General features: G+C 48.6%; 20 protein-coding genes and 1 other RNA gene. 9 read left to right on the top strand and 12 right to left on the bottom strand.

Going from position 1 to position 16,643, the window contains the following annotated elements:
* Positions 1-29: 29 nt before the first annotated feature.
* Positions 30-1,121 carry an oxygenase MpaB family protein gene (locus AC8GE9_RS06700; protein WP_506676387.1) on the bottom strand — a complete coding sequence of 364 codons (1,092 nt, stop codon included), beginning with the start codon at positions 1,119-1,121 and terminating at the stop codon, positions 30-32.
* A 158-nt stretch (positions 1,122-1,279) separates the two neighbouring features.
* Here AC8GE9_RS06700 and AC8GE9_RS06695 point away from each other — a divergent pair, with 158 nt between their 5' ends.
* Positions 1,280-1,675: a YgiW/YdeI family stress tolerance OB fold protein gene (locus tag AC8GE9_RS06695; protein WP_506676386.1), complete on the top strand. Its 396-nt coding sequence runs from the start codon at positions 1,280-1,282 to the stop codon at positions 1,673-1,675.
* Positions 1,676-1,972: 297 nt separating this feature from the next.
* Entirely contained in the window at positions 1,973-2,368 is a 396-nt protein-coding gene (locus tag AC8GE9_RS06690; protein WP_506676385.1) for a YgiW/YdeI family stress tolerance OB fold protein, read from the top strand.
* Positions 2,369-2,402: 34 nt separating this feature from the next.
* On the opposite strand, the gene AC8GE9_RS06685 is transcribed toward AC8GE9_RS06690, so the two are convergent.
* Positions 2,403-3,332: a manganese-dependent inorganic pyrophosphatase gene (locus AC8GE9_RS06685; protein WP_506676384.1), complete on the bottom strand. Its 930-nt coding sequence runs from the start codon at positions 3,330-3,332 to the stop codon at positions 2,403-2,405.
* Between the two features lie 165 nt (positions 3,333-3,497).
* On the opposite strand from AC8GE9_RS06685, the gene AC8GE9_RS06680 reads away from it, so the two are divergent.
* Together AC8GE9_RS06680 and AC8GE9_RS06675 are read left to right on the top strand one after the other, a co-directional pair.
* A complete protein-coding gene (locus AC8GE9_RS06680) occupies positions 3,498-4,034 on the top strand; it encodes a peroxiredoxin-like family protein (protein ID WP_506676383.1) in 537 nt (178 codons plus the stop codon).
* A 130-nt stretch (positions 4,035-4,164) separates the two neighbouring features.
* Positions 4,165-4,941 carry an acetolactate decarboxylase gene (locus AC8GE9_RS06675; protein WP_506676382.1) on the top strand — a complete coding sequence of 259 codons (777 nt, stop codon included), beginning with the start codon at positions 4,165-4,167 and terminating at the stop codon, positions 4,939-4,941.
* Positions 4,942-5,004: 63 nt separating this feature from the next.
* Here the strand turns inward: AC8GE9_RS06675 and AC8GE9_RS06670 are convergent, their stop codons facing one another.
* Both AC8GE9_RS06670 and AC8GE9_RS06665 read right to left on the bottom strand, forming a co-directional pair.
* A complete protein-coding gene (locus tag AC8GE9_RS06670) occupies positions 5,005-5,469 on the bottom strand; it encodes a MaoC family dehydratase (RefSeq protein ID WP_506676381.1) in 465 nt (154 codons plus the stop codon).
* A 26-nt stretch (positions 5,470-5,495) separates the two neighbouring features.
* A complete protein-coding gene (locus AC8GE9_RS06665) occupies positions 5,496-6,698 on the bottom strand; it encodes a CaiB/BaiF CoA transferase family protein (protein WP_506676380.1) in 1,203 nt (400 codons plus the stop codon).
* A gap of 96 nt (positions 6,699-6,794) precedes the next feature.
* Here AC8GE9_RS06665 and AC8GE9_RS06660 point away from each other — a divergent pair, with 96 nt between their 5' ends.
* Complete coding sequence (locus AC8GE9_RS06660; RefSeq protein WP_506676379.1) at positions 6,795-7,559, top strand: enoyl-CoA hydratase/isomerase family protein; 765 nt, start codon at positions 6,795-6,797, stop codon at positions 7,557-7,559.
* Here the strand turns inward: AC8GE9_RS06660 and AC8GE9_RS06655 are convergent.
* The 5 genes from AC8GE9_RS06655 to AC8GE9_RS06635 all read right to left on the bottom strand — a co-directional run bounded on the left by AC8GE9_RS06655 (position 7,549) and on the right by AC8GE9_RS06635 (position 10,918).
* Positions 7,549-7,896 carry a DsbA family protein gene (locus tag AC8GE9_RS06655; RefSeq protein ID WP_506676378.1) on the bottom strand — a complete coding sequence of 116 codons (348 nt, stop codon included), beginning with the start codon at positions 7,894-7,896 and terminating at the stop codon, positions 7,549-7,551. The two genes, AC8GE9_RS06660 and AC8GE9_RS06655, sit on opposite strands and share 11 nt — an antisense overlap.
* A gap of 392 nt (positions 7,897-8,288) precedes the next feature.
* Positions 8,289-9,338 (bottom strand): Fic family protein, encoded by a 1,050-nt coding sequence (locus tag AC8GE9_RS06650; protein ID WP_506676377.1) that lies wholly within the window; start codon positions 9,336-9,338, stop codon positions 8,289-8,291.
* A 155-nt stretch (positions 9,339-9,493) separates the two neighbouring features.
* The gene (locus AC8GE9_RS06645; protein WP_506676376.1) at positions 9,494-10,150 is read right to left on the bottom strand and encodes a 2-hydroxychromene-2-carboxylate isomerase; all 657 of its coding nucleotides are present in this window, start codon (positions 10,148-10,150) and stop codon (positions 9,494-9,496) included.
* Between the two features lie 116 nt (positions 10,151-10,266).
* Positions 10,267-10,590 (bottom strand): helix-turn-helix domain-containing protein, encoded by a 324-nt coding sequence (locus AC8GE9_RS06640; protein ID WP_506676375.1) that lies wholly within the window; start codon positions 10,588-10,590, stop codon positions 10,267-10,269.
* Positions 10,580-10,918, bottom strand: a complete 339-nt coding sequence (locus tag AC8GE9_RS06635) for a type II toxin-antitoxin system RelE/ParE family toxin (protein ID WP_506676374.1) — start codon at positions 10,916-10,918, stop codon at positions 10,580-10,582. Before AC8GE9_RS06635 ends, AC8GE9_RS06640 begins: the two co-directional genes overlap by 11 nt.
* Positions 10,919-11,493: 575 nt before the next feature.
* Here AC8GE9_RS06635 and AC8GE9_RS06630 point away from each other — a divergent pair.
* The 4 genes from AC8GE9_RS06630 to AC8GE9_RS06615 all read left to right on the top strand — a co-directional run bounded on the left by AC8GE9_RS06630 (position 11,494) and on the right by AC8GE9_RS06615 (position 14,996).
* Positions 11,494-13,164, top strand: coding sequence for a di-heme-cytochrome C peroxidase (locus AC8GE9_RS06630; protein WP_506676373.1), 1,671 nt, complete (start codon positions 11,494-11,496; stop codon positions 13,162-13,164).
* 233 nt (positions 13,165-13,397) lie between these two features.
* Positions 13,398-13,730, top strand: coding sequence for a hypothetical protein (locus AC8GE9_RS06625; protein ID WP_506676372.1), 333 nt, complete (start codon positions 13,398-13,400; stop codon positions 13,728-13,730).
* Positions 13,727-14,164: a LacI family transcriptional regulator gene (locus AC8GE9_RS06620; RefSeq protein WP_506676371.1), complete on the top strand. Its 438-nt coding sequence runs from the start codon at positions 13,727-13,729 to the stop codon at positions 14,162-14,164. The genes AC8GE9_RS06625 and AC8GE9_RS06620 overlap by 4 nt, the downstream gene beginning before the upstream one ends.
* A 682-nt stretch (positions 14,165-14,846) precedes the next feature.
* Complete coding sequence (locus AC8GE9_RS06615) at positions 14,847-14,996, top strand: hypothetical protein (RefSeq protein WP_506676370.1); 150 nt, start codon at positions 14,847-14,849, stop codon at positions 14,994-14,996.
* Here AC8GE9_RS06615 and AC8GE9_RS06610 read toward each other — a convergent pair whose 3' ends face one another.
* The 3 genes from AC8GE9_RS06610 to ssrA all read right to left on the bottom strand — a co-directional run bounded on the left by AC8GE9_RS06610 (position 14,997) and on the right by ssrA (position 16,589).
* Complete coding sequence (locus tag AC8GE9_RS06610; RefSeq protein ID WP_482294748.1) at positions 14,997-15,416, bottom strand: phosphate-starvation-inducible protein PsiE; 420 nt, start codon at positions 15,414-15,416, stop codon at positions 14,997-14,999. It lies immediately after the preceding gene.
* 39 nt (positions 15,417-15,455) lie between these two features.
* On the bottom strand, positions 15,456-15,836 hold the full coding sequence (locus AC8GE9_RS06605) for a dihydroneopterin aldolase (protein WP_506676369.1): 381 nt from the start codon (positions 15,834-15,836) through the stop codon (positions 15,456-15,458).
* 390 nt (positions 15,837-16,226) lie between these two features.
* Positions 16,227-16,589, bottom strand: a transfer-messenger RNA (tmRNA) gene (gene ssrA, locus AC8GE9_RS06600).
* Positions 16,590-16,643: the final 54 nt, after the last annotated feature.

Genomic DNA, 16,643 nt, shown 5'->3' with positions numbered 1-16,643 from the left:
CGTGACTGGCTTGTAACGGGTGTCGTCAGTTAGTCCTGCTGATAGGCTGCCGATCCGTCTATTTGGGCACAAATTGCCTTGATCTGCATGGATGACTGATTCATGAAAGATTGTCTGTAGCTCTCATCTTGTCTAAGTTTTTGCATGTGATAGCGATTGGCATCGACGTAGGTAGGTATCAGCGCAGAAAGTGATGCATCCGAAGCGCCGAACGCATCCGCTAAGGCCTCACCATGAATATGCCGGGCAAAGCCGTGCATCAGCGCGATCGCAATATCTTTGGGAAGTTTCAGCGCCACAGACATACGTTGACCCAAGGCCTCTAACATCGATCGAGTCAGTACCCGCGCATTTTCATCAGGATAGGGCGGAGCCAGATTGAAATTTTTTAGCCAATATTCTGCACAACCGTCACGTGTAAGTTCAGTCATGATTCTTGACGGTATTCCCAGGAGTTTTCCGACAATTTGCCAGAGCGCAGCGACATGGGTCTTTTCCTCCGCGGTCCATTCAATGCCAAGACGTTCAAGAGCGCTTGGTGAGACCATTGCAAAACCCAACCACGTATGTACCATTTGACGCTGATCAATTGGCGGGCTGTCGTTGTGATGTGGCGTCTTTTTTTTCATGCTCGCCCGCACTTTGGCATGAATCAGTCGAACTTGCAGGGTATGAACATAGCCTGCGCCTCCTATTTGCCACGCGTCAGCTTGTAAAAGCTTAAGGAGCCATAATTGTGTTTCAGACAAACGTCTAGACGCGGCTTCATTCACAAGTTTTCCACTCTGAACCAATATATTGGCTATGTTAGGATCTGTATAGGTATGCAGCAGGGCACCGGGTCCCATGGATACGCTGATCCACATTGGACTTGCATACAGATAAGGCATCGGCGCAAGATCCAGAAAAGAAGTGACCCTTAAGAAATCTTCAGCTTCACTGAGCAAAGCATGATAAGAGGCCGGGGCTTGAGGAATCGAGTGTGCGCCATTTCTTATTCCTTCAAGTAACCAATTTTTTCCCTCAGGCGAAGCCTTGAGCCAATCAGCAATGACAGCATCTGCAAGTGGATCACCTTCGTTGAGTTCCGGCCATTTGTTTTGGTTGATGATATTGTTCATTTGATTGAAGACATTAAAAGAAAAGATTTTTTGAAAATGTCGTAATTCGTAAGATTTGATCAGAAAAAAGCTGTTTTTTAGACTTATATTAAGCTTGTACTATGGCACTTGTTAGGATGTATTTTGAGGGATCACTTATTTCAATCGAGGAAGATATTATGAAAAGCAAATTCATTGTTGCAGCATTATTGTCAATTGGCGTCACCTTGGCAGCGAGCTCAGCCATGGCTCAATATACGGGTTCGTCCGCATCGCGCGGTGGGTTTCAAGGACCAGGTAGCGCGTCTGATCAGCCGATGACTGTTGCTAATATTTTGCGGACTCCGGTTGATGATCTGCGGGTCACTCTCAGGGGTAACATCATTCGAAAAATTGGTGGCGACAAGTATGTTTTTAGCGATGGTACTGGGGAAATTCGTGTCGATATTGACCACTCTGAGTGGCCAGCAGAAGCAGTGAATGAAAAAACGACGGTTGAAATTATCGGCAAGGTCGACGTTGAATTTATGAGTCCGACGGAAATCGACGTCAAGGTCCTCCGCGTCATCAAGTAACATAAATTCGCTCTAAAGATCAGAGGCAAGTCGTTATATTTTTAAAAACCATTTTTAGTAATGGTACGACTTGTTTCTTTCTGCTCATGACGCCGGCAGCCCACCCTGAGTGGTTTTTGCATCTCCTCGTAAAAATCCCTTTTACGTTCTGTGAAAAGCTCAAAGTTCAATGCTGACAAATTTCGATACCTACCTTATTGCACTTCATTTTTGAACTCAACACCTAAATTAAGCTTGTACTATGGTACATGTTAGGATGTATTTGAGGGATCTCTTGTTTCAATCGAGGAAGATTTTATGAAAAGCAAATTCATTGTCTCAGCATTATTATCAATTGGCGTCAGCTTGGCAGCGAGCTCAGCCATGGCTCAATATACGGGTTCGTCCGCACCGAGCAGTGCTTTTCAAGGACCAGGTAATGCGTCTGATTATCCGATGACTGTTGCTGATATTTTGCGGAATCCAGTTGATGCTCTGCAGGTCACTCTTAGGGGTAACATCATTCGAAAAATTGGTGGCGACAAGTATGCTTTTAGCGATGGTACTGGGGAAATTCGTGTCGATATTGATCACTCTGAGTGGCCAGCGGAACCAGTGAATGAAAAAACGACGGTCGAAATCATCGGCGAGGTCTACATTGGAGTTTTGGTTGCGATGGCAATCGACGTCAAGGTTCTGCGTATCATTAAGTAACATCAAAGTCGCTCTAAAGATCAGAGGAAAGTCGTTATTTATTTTTGAAAACCTTTTCCATTAATGGGACGACTTGTTTCTTTCTGCTCATGACGCCGGCAGCCCACCCTGAGTGGTTGTTTAATTCAAGCTTAAATGCTTTCGCAATATCAGCTTGATATGCGCCTGCTAAGACGACTTCAGACCCCATGGATTGAACGTCTGTCAGCATGAGTACGATCGCTTTATATCCTTGCTGGTTCAGCAATTGTTGCATCTCTTCGTAAAAGTCCTTTTTGCGCTTTTTCAGAAGTTCAAAGTTGAATGCAGACAACTGCGCGATACCTACCTTATTGCCACTCATCTCAAAATTCTTAAAATCTCTTTGCAGCAAACTGTCAATGGATGCTGTTTTTAAATCCACTTCGCCAGCCAAAAACATTTGTTGAGCATACCGTTGGATATCTTCGACGCCTGCAATCGATGCGAGGCTCTTGGCGGCAATCTCATCTGATTCGGTTGAGGTGGGTGACCGAAAAGCCAAGGTATCTGAGAGGATTGCCGTCAACATGACACCGGCAATAGAGGGCGGTATGGGTATCCCTGCTTGTTGGTAAAGTTGCCAGATGATTGTGTTGGTACAGCCAACGGGCTTGATGAGCACTTCTATGGGCTCATCCGTTGATATGTCACCGAGACTATGGTGATCAATAATTCCTACAATTTCTGCCTGCTTGATATCATCGGGTGCCTGAGTATATGTATTGTGGTCAACCAGAATGACTTTTCGATTCGCCACGTTGAGCATGACCTCTGGCGCTTTTAATTTGAAAAAATCTAATGCAAATTGTGTCTCTGGGTTTGGCTTGCCCAATGCAATCGCAAGTGAGGGCTGTCCTTGCTGTGACTTCAGATACGCGAGTGAAATTGCTGAAAAAATCGCATCACTATCTGGATTTTTGTGACCAACAACCAGAATAGGCAATCCAAACGCTGCGGACATGATCGGCAAGATTAAAATTTGGCATATCAATGCTTTTTTTAGAAAATTTAAAATCTTTATGCATGTCATGACATCTGCCTCCTAGCGTGGTGGACCGTTAGATTGTACGCTGTCATATTCTTTATGCGCTTAAATCAGGAGCCATCAATGCTTATTCCACGTCAAGCCGTCCCCAACCTAGAGCTACCCACACTCGATCACGGTCCATTTAGCTTGGCGAAGGATCAGCCCAAGACTTTTACCCTAGTGGTGTTTTTCAGAGGTCTGCATTGCCCCTTGTGCGTCACGTATCTAAAAGACCTTGGTGTCTTGTTACCTCAATTGAAAGAGCGCGGTGTGAATGTGATCGCGATCTCGTCAGACGACGAAGGCAGAGCACGCGAGATGGCTAACAGGGTAGCGATGCCTGAACTGCGGTTTGGGTATGACCTCTCACTGGCGAGTGCGCGTGCTTGGGGTTTGTATCTCTCGACTGGAAGAGGGTTAACCTCGGCGGGTGTTGAAGAACCAGCCATCTTCATTGAGCCAGGATTGTTTTTGATCCGTCCCGATCAGACGCTCTACTACGGTGCCGTGCAAACCATGCCGTTTGCCCGTCCATCTTTTAGAGATCTCATGCTGGCGATCGACTATTCGATTAATAAAGACTATCCCGCTCGCGGAGAATACACCGGCGCGGTTTGAGCTTTGTTGGTGCGTTCGATGGGATTGCCAACGTTTTGATCGTTCCAAGTACTGAGTGATCCGTTTCAACTATGGTGATGCCATGATTTACGCGACAATTCAATTATTTCAGTCATCTCTCGGACTTATCATGCGTCATACATTTTCAATACTGATCGCCACAATGGCTTTAGCGGCTTCGGCTGCCATCGCACAGGTGCAGGATTTCAAGCACTACGGCAATTTCAAACACATGATGCAGTCGGGAGAAACGAAAGGGCAGGTTCTTCTTTCAGAGCTACCCACATCAGCTGGCGTTTGGGGCGTTGGTGCCTTAGCGGGACTGAAGGGAGAGATCATTCAAATTGAAGGCAAACTTTTAGTGAGTCTTGGCACGGATCCAAAAGGCGCCTTACTGCCACCCAAAGCTAACGATTCAGCGGTGTTGTGGGCTAGCACAAAAGTGACGGACTGGGACTCGGTCAAGGTGCCGACGGATATGACCCAAGCGCAGTTTGAAACATTTGTCACCCAGCAAGCGACCTCTAGAAAACTTGATTTAACCCAGCCCTTTATATTTAGAGTCACAGGCCATTATGCACATTTGATTTGGCATGTCGTGACCGGCGAGCGTTCATCGGGTGACGCGCCTCAGAAGAACGGTCATGGTGCGAGTGCAACGAGTGGCGGACACACCGGTCATGGCGGTCATGCGAATTCTCAGTCGGGAATGAAGCTTTTTCGCAGTCCTCTCTCGGCGGGTCAACTGGTCGGTGTCTACAGTGGAGACAAGCTAGAAGGGATGATTACCCATCCTGGTGAGAAATTCCATCTGCACTACATCGACAATGATTTGAAAGTATCTGGCCATGTGGATCAATACACGGTGAAAGCAGGATCAGTGCTGTTATTGCCAAAAGTCGGATAGTACGCGAAGAAAGTTATCCTGAGTGTGCCTTTCTCGCACGCCAGCGCCCATTGGGCTTGGCGGTTATGAAACGTGACAACTAGGGCGGCGTTTAATCAGATATTTCTGTTCACCCTCCATGACCAACTCATCGCGTTGATTCAAAATGGTGGAGGCGAGGGTGACTACGCCAGTGGTCTTGCCGCAGTCTAGCTTGGATATTTTTAGGCTTGGATAGAGAGTGTCACCGACATAGACGGGTTTAAGAAATTTGCTGGATTGCTCGATGAAACCTTTCATTGAGTCCTCCACGTAATGGGGAAACCATCCCGCACCCGCAGCACTTTGAATCAAAATTTGAAAGCCGTGCGCGCCTAAGTTTGGCATGCCACGTTTGCGGCAGTATTCAACATCGTAATGACTGGGATGATTGTCTGCACTCGCCAACTGAAACGCTGCAAAAAGCGCCTCTGTCATCGTGCGGGACGGGATTGGAAACTCTTCACCGAGCGTAAAGTCGTCAAAGTAATACTGTTTAAAGGTGAACATAAAGTGTCTCTATTCTTCTCTAATCTTTAATGGCTAATTTTGGCCTGCTCAACGACGCCTTGTTCAAATAAAGCATCAATGCGCTCAGTGGATAGGCCCATTTCTTTGAGCACTTCTTTGGTGTGCTCGCCTAAAAGTGGCGCGTGGCGAGAAGCATCTCTCGGCTCATGATTGAATTTGACGGGATAGCCGACATTTTTTGTCGGACCAAGTACTGGATGCTCCGTTTCGACAATGAGTGCGCGTGATTGAACTTGCGGATGTTCAAGCGCTTGATCCAAGGTATTAATTGGAGAGCAGGGTACGCCCGCAGCTCTGAGTAAGCCTAACCACTCATCGGTTGAACGCATACGCATGACTTCGGCCACCACGCGAACGGTCTCATTGAAATTTGAAACGCGCTCTGCATTGGTTGCAAAACGTGGGTCATTCATGAGGTGATCAAATTTGGTCGCGACACAAAAACGTTTCCATTGCGCATCATTGCCCACACCAAGCATGAGATAGCCATCTGCTGTTTCAAAAGCTTGATATGGTGACATGGCGGGATGGGCTGTACCCATGCGTCGAGGGGGTGAGCCTGTTCGCCAATAGTTTTGTGCCATGTATCCCATTTGCGAGATCGAAGTATCTAGCAGAGACACTTCGACATACACGCCTTTTCCGGTTTGTTGGCGTTCTAATAATGCTGCCAATATTCCACTGAGTGCAAAAGATCCAGTACCAAGATCGACAGGTGAAAAACTTGCGCGCGAAAAGCTACCGTTAGGATCGCCCATCGAGCTGAGCATGCCACTAAACGCCTGAAGCATGACGTCGTACCCAGGCTCTTTCCCAAGGGGACCATCGCGCCCATAGCCTGAGATTTCAAGGTAAATGATTTTTGGGTTGATCTTGCTGATCGTTTCATAATCAACCGCTAGCTTTTTTGCTGTCCCCGAACCAAATCCCTGAAGAATAATATCGGCCTCGGCGACGAGTTCATGAATAATCTGCTGGCCTTCAGGTGATTTAAGATTGACGGCAATACTTCGTTTATTGTGGTTCACAGCTAAGAAAATCGCTGATTGATCTTTTTCTTTAGGTAACCATGCACGTGTGTCATCGCCGCTGCCGATCGGTTCAATCTTTATCACATCGGCGCCGAGTTCGCCAAGAAACTGGGCACAAAGCGGTCCGGCCAGTACTTTGCTCAGATCGACGACTTTTATATTTTTTAAGGGTTTCATTTAAGCTTTGATATGACCGGTTTGTTTATACCGGACTATTATGCAATGCAAAATCCCTCGCGTGTAAGTGATGATTACCCAGAACAAGGAAAAATCATGTCATTTCTGAGTTATGAAGTCCGCAATGGTGTGGGCGAAATTATGTTCAACAACCCGCCGGTAAATGCGCTCTCAGAGCAGATGCTCGATGAGTACTTAGCCTATCTAGAGCTGGCGACTGCGGATGATGCGGTGCGCGCTGTGATCGTTGGCAGCCATATTCCAGGCAGATTTTGTGCGGGTTTAAACCTGGCTGCGGTGCATACAGAAGGGCCGGCTAAATTTCGCTCCTTACTTGATCGACTCTATATCAAAATGACGGATCTGCAGTTTTCGATGGGAAAGCCCACCATTGCTGCGGTGGGCGGTACGGCACGAGGCGGCGGGATGACACTGGCCATCTCATGTGACATGATTGTTGCGTCGCGTAACGCGACTTTTGGCTACCCTGAAATCGATGCAGGGGTATTGCCTTCTATACATTTCACGCATTTGCCGCGCATCATTGGTCGTCATCGTGCGTTTGAGCTACTTTTTAGCGGCCGTGCGTTTGATGCAGACGAGGCGATGGGGATGGGGCTGATCAGCAAGCTTGTCGAGGAGGGGCAGGAACTGGACGCGGCCCGTGCGTTGGCGCAGGTGATGTGTGGAAAGTCCCCTGAGGTTATCCGTTTCGGTCGTGCGGCCTTCATGCAAGCGAATGACAATGGTTACAGACAAGCGGTTACTGCTGCCGCTGATAGTTTTTGTAATATTGCAATGAGTGACTCGGCTCGCGAAGGGATTGAGGCATTTGTTGAAAAGCGCAAACCTAAGTGGTAGTGTCTTGCTGAATGCACCACGCGAGCACATCGATACGGTCTTGCCCAAAAAAGGTTTCTGGATCGTAGGCCATCGTCGGCACACCCCAGTGACCGGCTGCGGATAGTGCATCTGCATTGGCTTGTAACTGCTGTTCATAATAGTCGGGCCTTGCAGTGACTTGATTGCTTAGCTTAGACCAATCTAGGCCTGCTCTGCTGCAGGCATTTTTAAGATGATCGCCCACGTGCCATTGATCGACAGCGCCGTCCCAGAGCAATCGAGAAACTTCGAGGCAAAAATTGAAACCGCGTCCCGCTTCGGTGGCGGCAATGCCTAGATGACCGAGCCAGCGCATTCATGGTTTTAAAGTAATTAGGATTACGCAGGATATTTGGGTGCACCACACGCATATCAATCGCAACCCCCATTGACTCGCTTAAGGCCTGAAGCCTGGGTAGCGCAAGGTATGAGTAGGGGCTTCTGAAGGACCAGAAAAGGGAGATGTTTTTGTGAGGTTGTTTAGACATGGTTGGCTTTTTGAGATTTTGATCATCCACAAGGTTTTCGTCCATGACCCATTTGAAATCTCAAACGCAGACTCAGGAGATTCGAAATGGAACAAACATCGTCGAGCTTTCCCCAACTCAACGCACCCGCACCAGAAAGTCTCTTTAACTTGAAGTAAGCCTGCTGTTTTCATTTGAGAATAGCAGGTCTGCGATACAGAATTTGAGTCTAACGATTGGGTTACTTCAACCCGTACCACACACCACGTCCGCTGCCGTGCTGCTCCAGATGGCTGCGTTCGGTCAGGGTTCGAAAGTGCTGCTTTAGGGTGTTGCGGCTGGCTCCGGTCAGTTTGATGGCATCCATCATCGTCACGCGCCCATGCTCGCGCGCGCACTCCACGATTTGAAGTGACAGCTCGGGCAGTGCCGCCAGTACAATCTTTTCGCGCTCGATCTTCTTCTCCAGACGCCGCACCTGCTCTGCTAGCGAGCGCAAGAAGAACACAAGCCATGGCTGCCAGTTGGGAGCCTCCGTGCGGATGGTGCCCTGGGTCTGGCGCAGCGCTAGGTAATAGGCTTCTTTGTTCAGCTCGATCACACTCTCCAGCGAGCTATACGGCACATAAGCGTATCCAGTCTGGATCAGCAGTAGGGTTGTCAACACCCGGCTCAAGCGTCCGTTGCCATCCTGAAAGGGGTGAATTTCCAGAAATACTACGACGAAGATTGCGATAATCAACAAAGAGTGCAGATGCCCGTTCTGTCTCTCGTCGCTCACCCAGGACACCAATTCGGCCATCAGTCGTGGCGTGTCAAACGGAGTCGCCGTCTCAAAGACGATGCCAATCTGCGTACCGTTTTCATCGAAGGCGGCGACGCTATTCGAGTTGGTCTTGTACTGCCCTCTGTGACGCGTGTCTTTTTCGCTGTGTCGCAATAGGATCTGGTGCAGCTGCTTGATGTGATTCTCGTTAAAGGAGATGTCCTGCCACGAGCTGAACACCAAATCCATCAGCTCGGCATAACCGGCCACTTCCTGCTCGTCGCGGGTGTCAAAAGACTCGATAGCTAGATTGGAAAGCAAACGCGCTACCTCGCGGTCAGTCAGCTTGCTGCCCTCGATGCGGGTAGAAGATCCGATGCTTTCGATGGTTGCCACCCGCCGCAGCGCTGAGAGACGCTCGGGCGCGAGCGTGCCCAAGGCCCGCCAAGCGCCTTTGAACTCGTCGATCCGGGCAATCAGGCTCAGGATCTCGGGGGTGATCTGCAGAGTGTCTGAACGTAGCATACAACCAATAATACACCTATTTGCACCCATTTAAAACCGTACAACCTTGAAATGGGTGTAAATGGGTTATCTTTTATTCACTCTGGATCTTGGTCCACGTCGACATTGCCATTCCCGTGTCCTTGGCAAACCAACATACGATAAAAAGCGCAAGCCTAAGTGCAAGTGTCTTGCTGAATGCACCAAGCGAGCACATCGATGCGGTCTTGCCCAAAAAACGTTTCTTGTCCATAAACCATCGTCGGAACACCCCAGTGTCCTGCTGCGGTCAGTGCGTCTGCATTGGCCTGCAGCTGCTGTTCGTAATAGTCGGGTCTAGCACTCACAAGAGCGCTCAGGTCAGACCACTCTAGGTCTGCTCGGCGACAGGCATTTTTTAGATGATCACCTTCGTGCCACTGATCGACTACACCATCCCAGAGCAGTCTTGAAACTTCGAGGCAAAAATTGAAACCGCGTCCCGCTTCGGTGGCGGCAATGCCTAAGTGACCTAGCCAGCGTGCCAGTGGTTGTTCGGTGGAGACTTCCAGAGTTTCAGGATTTTGCTGGATGGGATCTGGAACAGGACGTCGAAAGGGCATGCCCAGAAACTCTGCTGTGCGTGCCGTGTCCCGCATGAAATAAGGTCGAGCTAGCGCATTCATGGTTTTGAAGTAATGTGGATTACGCAGAATATTTGGATGCACCACACGCATATCAATCGCAACCCCCGTTGACTCGCTTAAGGCCTGAAGCCTTGGCAGTGCAAGATACGAATAAGGGCTTCTGAAGGACCAGAAAAGTGTGATGTTTTTGCGTGATTGTTTTGACATGGATGGTTCCTTGAGATCTTGAACAAAGAGTATCTCAAAAAAAAGACCACCTCCGTAGGGATGTTCTTGTGCGGTATGGTGATGGGGTAACTGCGGCGATTGCTTTAGCTGCAGATTTAGATGACAGCCTCTAGGCCTTTGCGATCCAACAGGTTAAGCAACTTTAGCGAGGGACCGCTTGGGTGCTTATCGCCTACTTCCCACTTGCGCACTGTTGACAGGCTGGTATTCAATACCGAAGCCAAAACAGCTTGGCTTAGTTTAAGGTGGAGCCTCAGCGCACGAATTTTTTCACTATCGTATGCGGGAATGGGATCCAGACAAAGCAGATCAAATTTGCGCATTTTTCGTTTATCAATGAAGCCGAGGCGATGTAGATCGCTTGCAGTTTCATGAACAGCTTCAAAAATGAGACTCTTGGCCTTAGATTTAGTTGTCATCGCATATCTCCGTTAAGGATCCGTCATTCAAGGCTTCGTCCAGTTGTTTAACAGTCCTCGCCAATAGTTCTACTGCAATATCTTTCAACGCTTCCAGTTCAGCATCTGAGATATTTGCGCGGTCATTCTTTTCAAAACCGTACACAAAAATCCATCGGTTTCCTCTATTTGTCGCGACCAAGGTTCTGGCCCCACCCCGTTTACTACGACCGGGAAGCCCGACTCGTTTTTTGAGGATCCCGCCGCCAAGATCCGCATCGATCAAGCCTTGCGTCATTTCAATTACTGCAGAATAGAGCACCTCGTCATTGAGTTCAGTCTTACGCATCCATCGAGAAAATTAGCGAGTTTTAAAAATACGTCGCATGTTTTATTGTGCCACTAAGTGGTATAAAACGTCAAGGGCATTGCTCTGACAAATTTGGTGGCAACTGCAGTCTCCCCCCCTAGACCCGGATGAACCCAAACCTACGGCCAAAAAAATACCAACCCCGAAGGTTGGTATGTGCGGATAATGGTGGTGGGGTGGGTACCGAGTAAAAAAAGATGGTAGTTCAATAGGTTAGGGCGGCTGATAACACTGTGGGATGGACCGCCTGCGCTTTGGGAGGGGCAGCGAACATTGTTGATAAGCTTGATATAAAGCTTAAGCCCCTGAACGCGGTCTTTGTATGAGTATGTGAACTACCTTGATTTAAATCGTTTTTGCTTTCCGTGCTCTTGTAGATTGGATCAATTAATCAATAGCTGCCATAAGCGAAACTTAAGGCGCGCGAATGATAAAAAATTTCTGTGAATTTTATAAATTTAATCATTCGTCTGGTCACGAATGTTACGATGAACTGATATGGTCACGAGCTTAGGTCTGAATCAGGCTCCCTCAATCAGTAAAGTTGGTGACGCATGAACAACAAACTTAAACACGATATTCGTTCGTGGGGGCCCTGGCGGCATCTCGCACTCCTTGGCCTGACTGCTATTTTAGCCAGCTGTGGGGATGGCAATGGGGATGGCTCGGTTTCTGCTCCGAGCGGTGCTGTTGCGATGAATCAGGGTGCTGCCTGGAACGCCTCTAATCAGGCGGCCTTTTATTCTACTGATCAAGGCTCTTGGATTATTCCATATCAGTGGGCCAAGGCACTCAAATTACCCAACGGCGAATCGTTTTTAAGTCAGCTCACCACCAGCTACGGCTACATACCAAACGCAGTGAGCCCGAGCAACCCAGAGGGCTTGCCCGTTGGATTTTTAGTGGCTAACCCAGGCACTAACAATCAGCAGTTATCCATGAACTGCGCCGCCTGTCATACCCGACAGATTCAGGTAGGCGGCGTCAAGCACCGCATTGATGGAGGCCCCGCCTTTTCTAATTTATATGCATTTAACCAAGGGATTAATCTTGCCGTTGGCAATACCCTTTCAAACGCAGAGGCCTTTGACGCGTTTCAAGCTGCGGTTCAAGTTCCCGCGGTGACTTTACGTACGCAGTTAAGCACTTGGTATATGCCTTTCAACACCTTAATGAACGCGGCACTGCCCTCCACACCTTGGGGGATTGGCAGGGCTGACGCATTGGGGATGATTCAAAACAGATTGTCGGGTTTAGATATTGGCCCGGTAGCAAACAGTCACGTTATTGCCTCAAACATAGCGGTTGCCGCCCAGCCCGTTCGCTATCCTTTTATTTGGAATACAGGAAAGCAAGACTTCACACAGTATTCGGGTTCGAGCGTTGGCGGTAGTAGCTCTTATTCCTTAGCGCGTGATGCGTCGCAAGTGATCGGCGTCTACGCGGCTTTCTATCCTCGAGCCAATGCCGCGGTATCTGGCGGAGTCGATTTTTTAACCGAGAATTCGATCAACTACACGAATCTGCTCAATTTCCAAAATTTAGTGAATCAAATCGGACCACCACAGTACCCGTGGCCGGTCGACAATGTGCTAGTTTTTCAAGGGAAAGCACTGTACGAAAAAAACTGTACTTCGTGTCATGGGATTAAACAAGGCCAGCCCCGGCCGGGCAATTCAGACACGTGGGCAACGCCAATTCAAAATGTACAAACCGATAGCTCGTATTACAAAAATTTTGGGGTGATCACCACTAGTAGTGGTGTGTTGAGCGGCCTCGCCATACCTTTTTCGACAAATATCGTACCGGCGTCTGGTGCAGCTTCAATTAGTTTGGTGGATACGGCAAGTGAGACTGCCTTGGTGCAAAAAAACCCCAGCATTGATTTGAGTATCAAACCTCCCGATCGCCCCGTGGGTTCGTTTGAGTCGAAAGTTTTACAAGGGGTCTGGGCCGCTGCACCCTATCTCCACAATGGCTCTGTTCCAACCTTGGCGGCCTTGCTCACCCCCGCTGCCGCCCGGCCAACTAGCTTTCAGGTTGGGCCTGTTTATGACCTTGTTAATGTTGGCCTTGCCGTCGAGCAACCCAATGGCTCGGCAACTGTGCGCGTGACCACGGATTGCGCCACGATGGAGGGCAATAGTCGCTGTGGACATGAGTTTGGCACTTGGCTCACGCAGGATGAAAAGACTGCCTTAATTGAGTATCTCAAAACACTTTAATTGAGTTACGAACACCTTTTTCAAGAAATTTCAGCTGTGTGGACACGCCCACTTCGGTGGGCGTTGTTTTGGGCGATCACGATGAACCCAAGTCGACTTTGATGATCTTCTCGAGGCGCTTTTTTGTTATGCAAACCTAATTCATCCCCCAAAAAATTATGTCTTACCGCATTGAGGGTTGAGGCGCAAAGTGTAGCAACGACCTGTACGCGGGCGCATCAGGTCTGCCACGGATGCCGGCAGCAGAGCTTGAATCTGCAGTGCTTGAGCAATTACGAGGCCTTTTACGCTCACCAGAATTACTTGCCGAGGTTCTGCCACATGCGATCAGTTTGGATCCAAGCTTGGACGAGGCTAAAGCCACGGTCGTGATGACCCGCCTTGACGAGATTTGGGATCAGCTATTTCCTTCCGAGCAAGCGCGCATTGTGCGCCTCTTGGTTGAACGAGTGATTGTGTCACCAACCGAACTGGAGGTGCGTCTGCGCGCCAACGGGCTTGAGAAAATAGTTCTGGAACTGCAAGTCGATCGCCTGCAGGCCAAGAACGAGGAGGTCGCAGCATGAGCGGTTTACACATTCATAAAAATGGCACGCCAGAAGTCATTGAGTCCAGCGATGGCCGTCTCACGCTCTCGGTGCCAATTCAGTTCAAGCGACGCGCAGGTCGTAAGTTGATTACGCTGCCCAAAGGTGAATCGGGTGAGCCGAGGCCTTGGGGTATCGCCCCCACGGCGCTGCAACTTGCGTTGGCTAGAGGGCATCGCTGGCTTGCGCTGCTGGAGTCGGGGAAGGTGAGTTCTTTGCGAGAGATCGCGGCCCAGGAGGGCGTCGATAATAGTTACGTCAGTCGCATGATGAACTTGACGGTGCTGGCACCTGATATTGTTGAAGCGATTCTGGACGATGCGTTGCCAGACCACCTGACGCTGTTTGATATTGCGGTGGATCCGCCGGCGCTTTGGGAGGGGCAGCGAACATTGCTGATAAGCTTGATATAAAGCTTAAGCTCCTGAATGCGGTCTTTGTGTGAGTATGTGAACTACCTTAATTTAAATCGTTTTTGCTTTCAGCAATTTGTAGATCCGATCAATTAATCAACGTCTGTCATAAGCGAAACTTAAGTCGCATCAATAATAAAAAACTTCTGCAAATTTTATAAATATTAATCATTTGTATGGTTGCGAATGTTATGCTTTTTGTAGCGTTACATTGGGCGTAACTTGACTATGACGTCTTGAAAGCGATAAAAATGAAGATAACGGGGATATAGATATGTTCGGTATATCGCCAGCATTCTGTTGTTCTGTTTTTGGTGTTTAGCTTTTGGTCTTTACATAGGCGATCCACTCTCTATCCCATACAACATGCTCGGGCATATCGCAGTGATCAGCATGGCATTCATCACATGGGCTGTATTTAAGCAATCTACTCGCATCTATGGGCCCAGAGCCGGAACACAAGATTGGCTGCGCAGTCCAGATCGAAGCAGTCGTTGCGATGAAATGACTGATGAGCAAAGAGACGCAAGGGTTAAAGAGTTAAACAAGTAATTTGTACATGGCACCTAAGCTTTTAGTTTTTTTCGAGCGCGAGCTGCGATTGGACCATGCTGGGGAGGTTGGTGCGGTCAGCCTATAAAACGGAACTGTGGCTGTCGCTCACCTACGAGGCGATACTGAGATGCTTGCTTTTGCACAGTCGCATATAAAAACAGAAGCGGAACATTTAGCGTTGATCGAGCAATGGTTGCCACCTGATCGTCGAAGTTTACTTTTAGGGCCTTGGCGATTAGCAGGGTGGTTGACGGGCGCACTACCTGCTAAAAAATAGTCAGCTAATGTCGTTCTGATTATTGTTAGAAAACTTTGTGCTTGTATAGCGGATGATAAAGATAGCGATTGCTATCGCTAGGGTTGTGGCGCCGACCGCTAGCATCTCGTTAATGTTAATGGGAACGTGGCTCATGATATCAACCATGTGTCGGGTGAGTGCAGTGATAGCGATGTACAACAAGAATCTAACGGGCATGTGGTTAGTCTTGAAATAAATACCAACCATCGCGCCGATTTCTAAATATATAAATAACAGCAAAAGATCTTGAATTGAGGCATGATGTTTTTGAAAAAGTTCAAGAAACGTCCACCCAGCTGCCCACACCGTGGCGGCCCCGATGCCGAAAAGCGCAATTCTGTGGAATATACCAACGCAAACATTTCCTAGTTGGTCTAGATCTTTTAGTTGTTTGTTCACCGCGATCATCCTACGTGAGAGTGATCTTGATTGAGCATGCTAAACGCGATTGAGTGCAGCTCTGTCCATGGATAGACGCACCCCAAGAGACCCAGAGTCGTTTAGGACCGGTTGTTTTCTTAGGGTGATTTCTAGCGATATGATTTCTGCATATGCGGCACATGCTTTGACGATACGTGTGATGAGTCGCTCTTGCGTTTCGTAATGTTGATCTGCCGCAAGTCGTTGAATTTCAAGTAAGAGAAGATCGTAGTCGAATACATTTTGCATCGAGTCTTCTTCGATCAGAACAAGTTTTGGATCTATGCTGAGTACTAGGCTTAGTAGGTGTTCCTCGGGGTGTGCCGAGCCCGGTGCATAGTTCCCAATCTTTGTATCTATTTTGATTGCCTGCAGCTCGATGAATGCTTGTAGTGTCATGACGAAGTAATCCGGTTCGCTATCTGGCGATGTCATTGTAACGGTTGCACGCCGACATTCGTCTTGTCCTTACGGGTGCCGCTGCGTGTCTCACCAGACGCCATACAGCCGCGGTGCAGTCTCCTTTGCTATCCAATGCCACACAAAAACTCGCTCGATCAGTCCGCAAGTAACCTATTGATTTTATAGGTTTAGCAAAAACCACTCGCGGACTTCGACCCATATCCACAGCGCAGACTCACAGAGACTATCCGCCCCCAGAGACAAAACCTTCTCTTTCACCGCCCCGAACCCCCGTCTCCACAGTCCGCAACACTCCCCACAGACCCGCATGAACCCAAACGTGTACACAAAAAAATACCAACCCCGAAAGGTTGGTATGTGCGGTAATGGTGGAGCCGGGGGGAATTGAACCCCCGTCCGCGAGCCCTCTGCAGGCAGTTCTACATGCGTAGTCGATTTACTTTTTGTTTAACCTCGGACTTAGCCAACCGACAGGCCGGACCTTGGCGATTCACTTGGATTTAAGAATTTGACGAGTGACCCGGCAAACCCCGATTCTTTGTAAATGACGCTGCTGTGGATTTCTCCACCTGACCCAAAGACAAATCAGTGCAGCGGCTCACCGCTTAAGCGGCCAGAGCGAAACGCTCGTCGTTGGCGTTTATAGTGTTTCCAGTGGATTTACGAGCGAACTGGTGCTCGGCATGCCCTGCACTGTTTCGCGACCCACGTCGAATCCGGATCGGCCCCAGTTGTTTGATTGTAGACGAACAATCTATTTTGTCAGACCTTTAAGTTGTAAAA

It is taken from the genome of Zwartia lucis (assembly GCF_965234455.1).
Taxonomy (GTDB): domain Bacteria; phylum Pseudomonadota; class Gammaproteobacteria; order Burkholderiales; family Burkholderiaceae_B; genus Zwartia; species Zwartia lucis.
The sequence above is the reverse complement of the archived record's forward strand: the minus strand, read 5'-3'. Positions and strand labels throughout refer to the sequence as shown.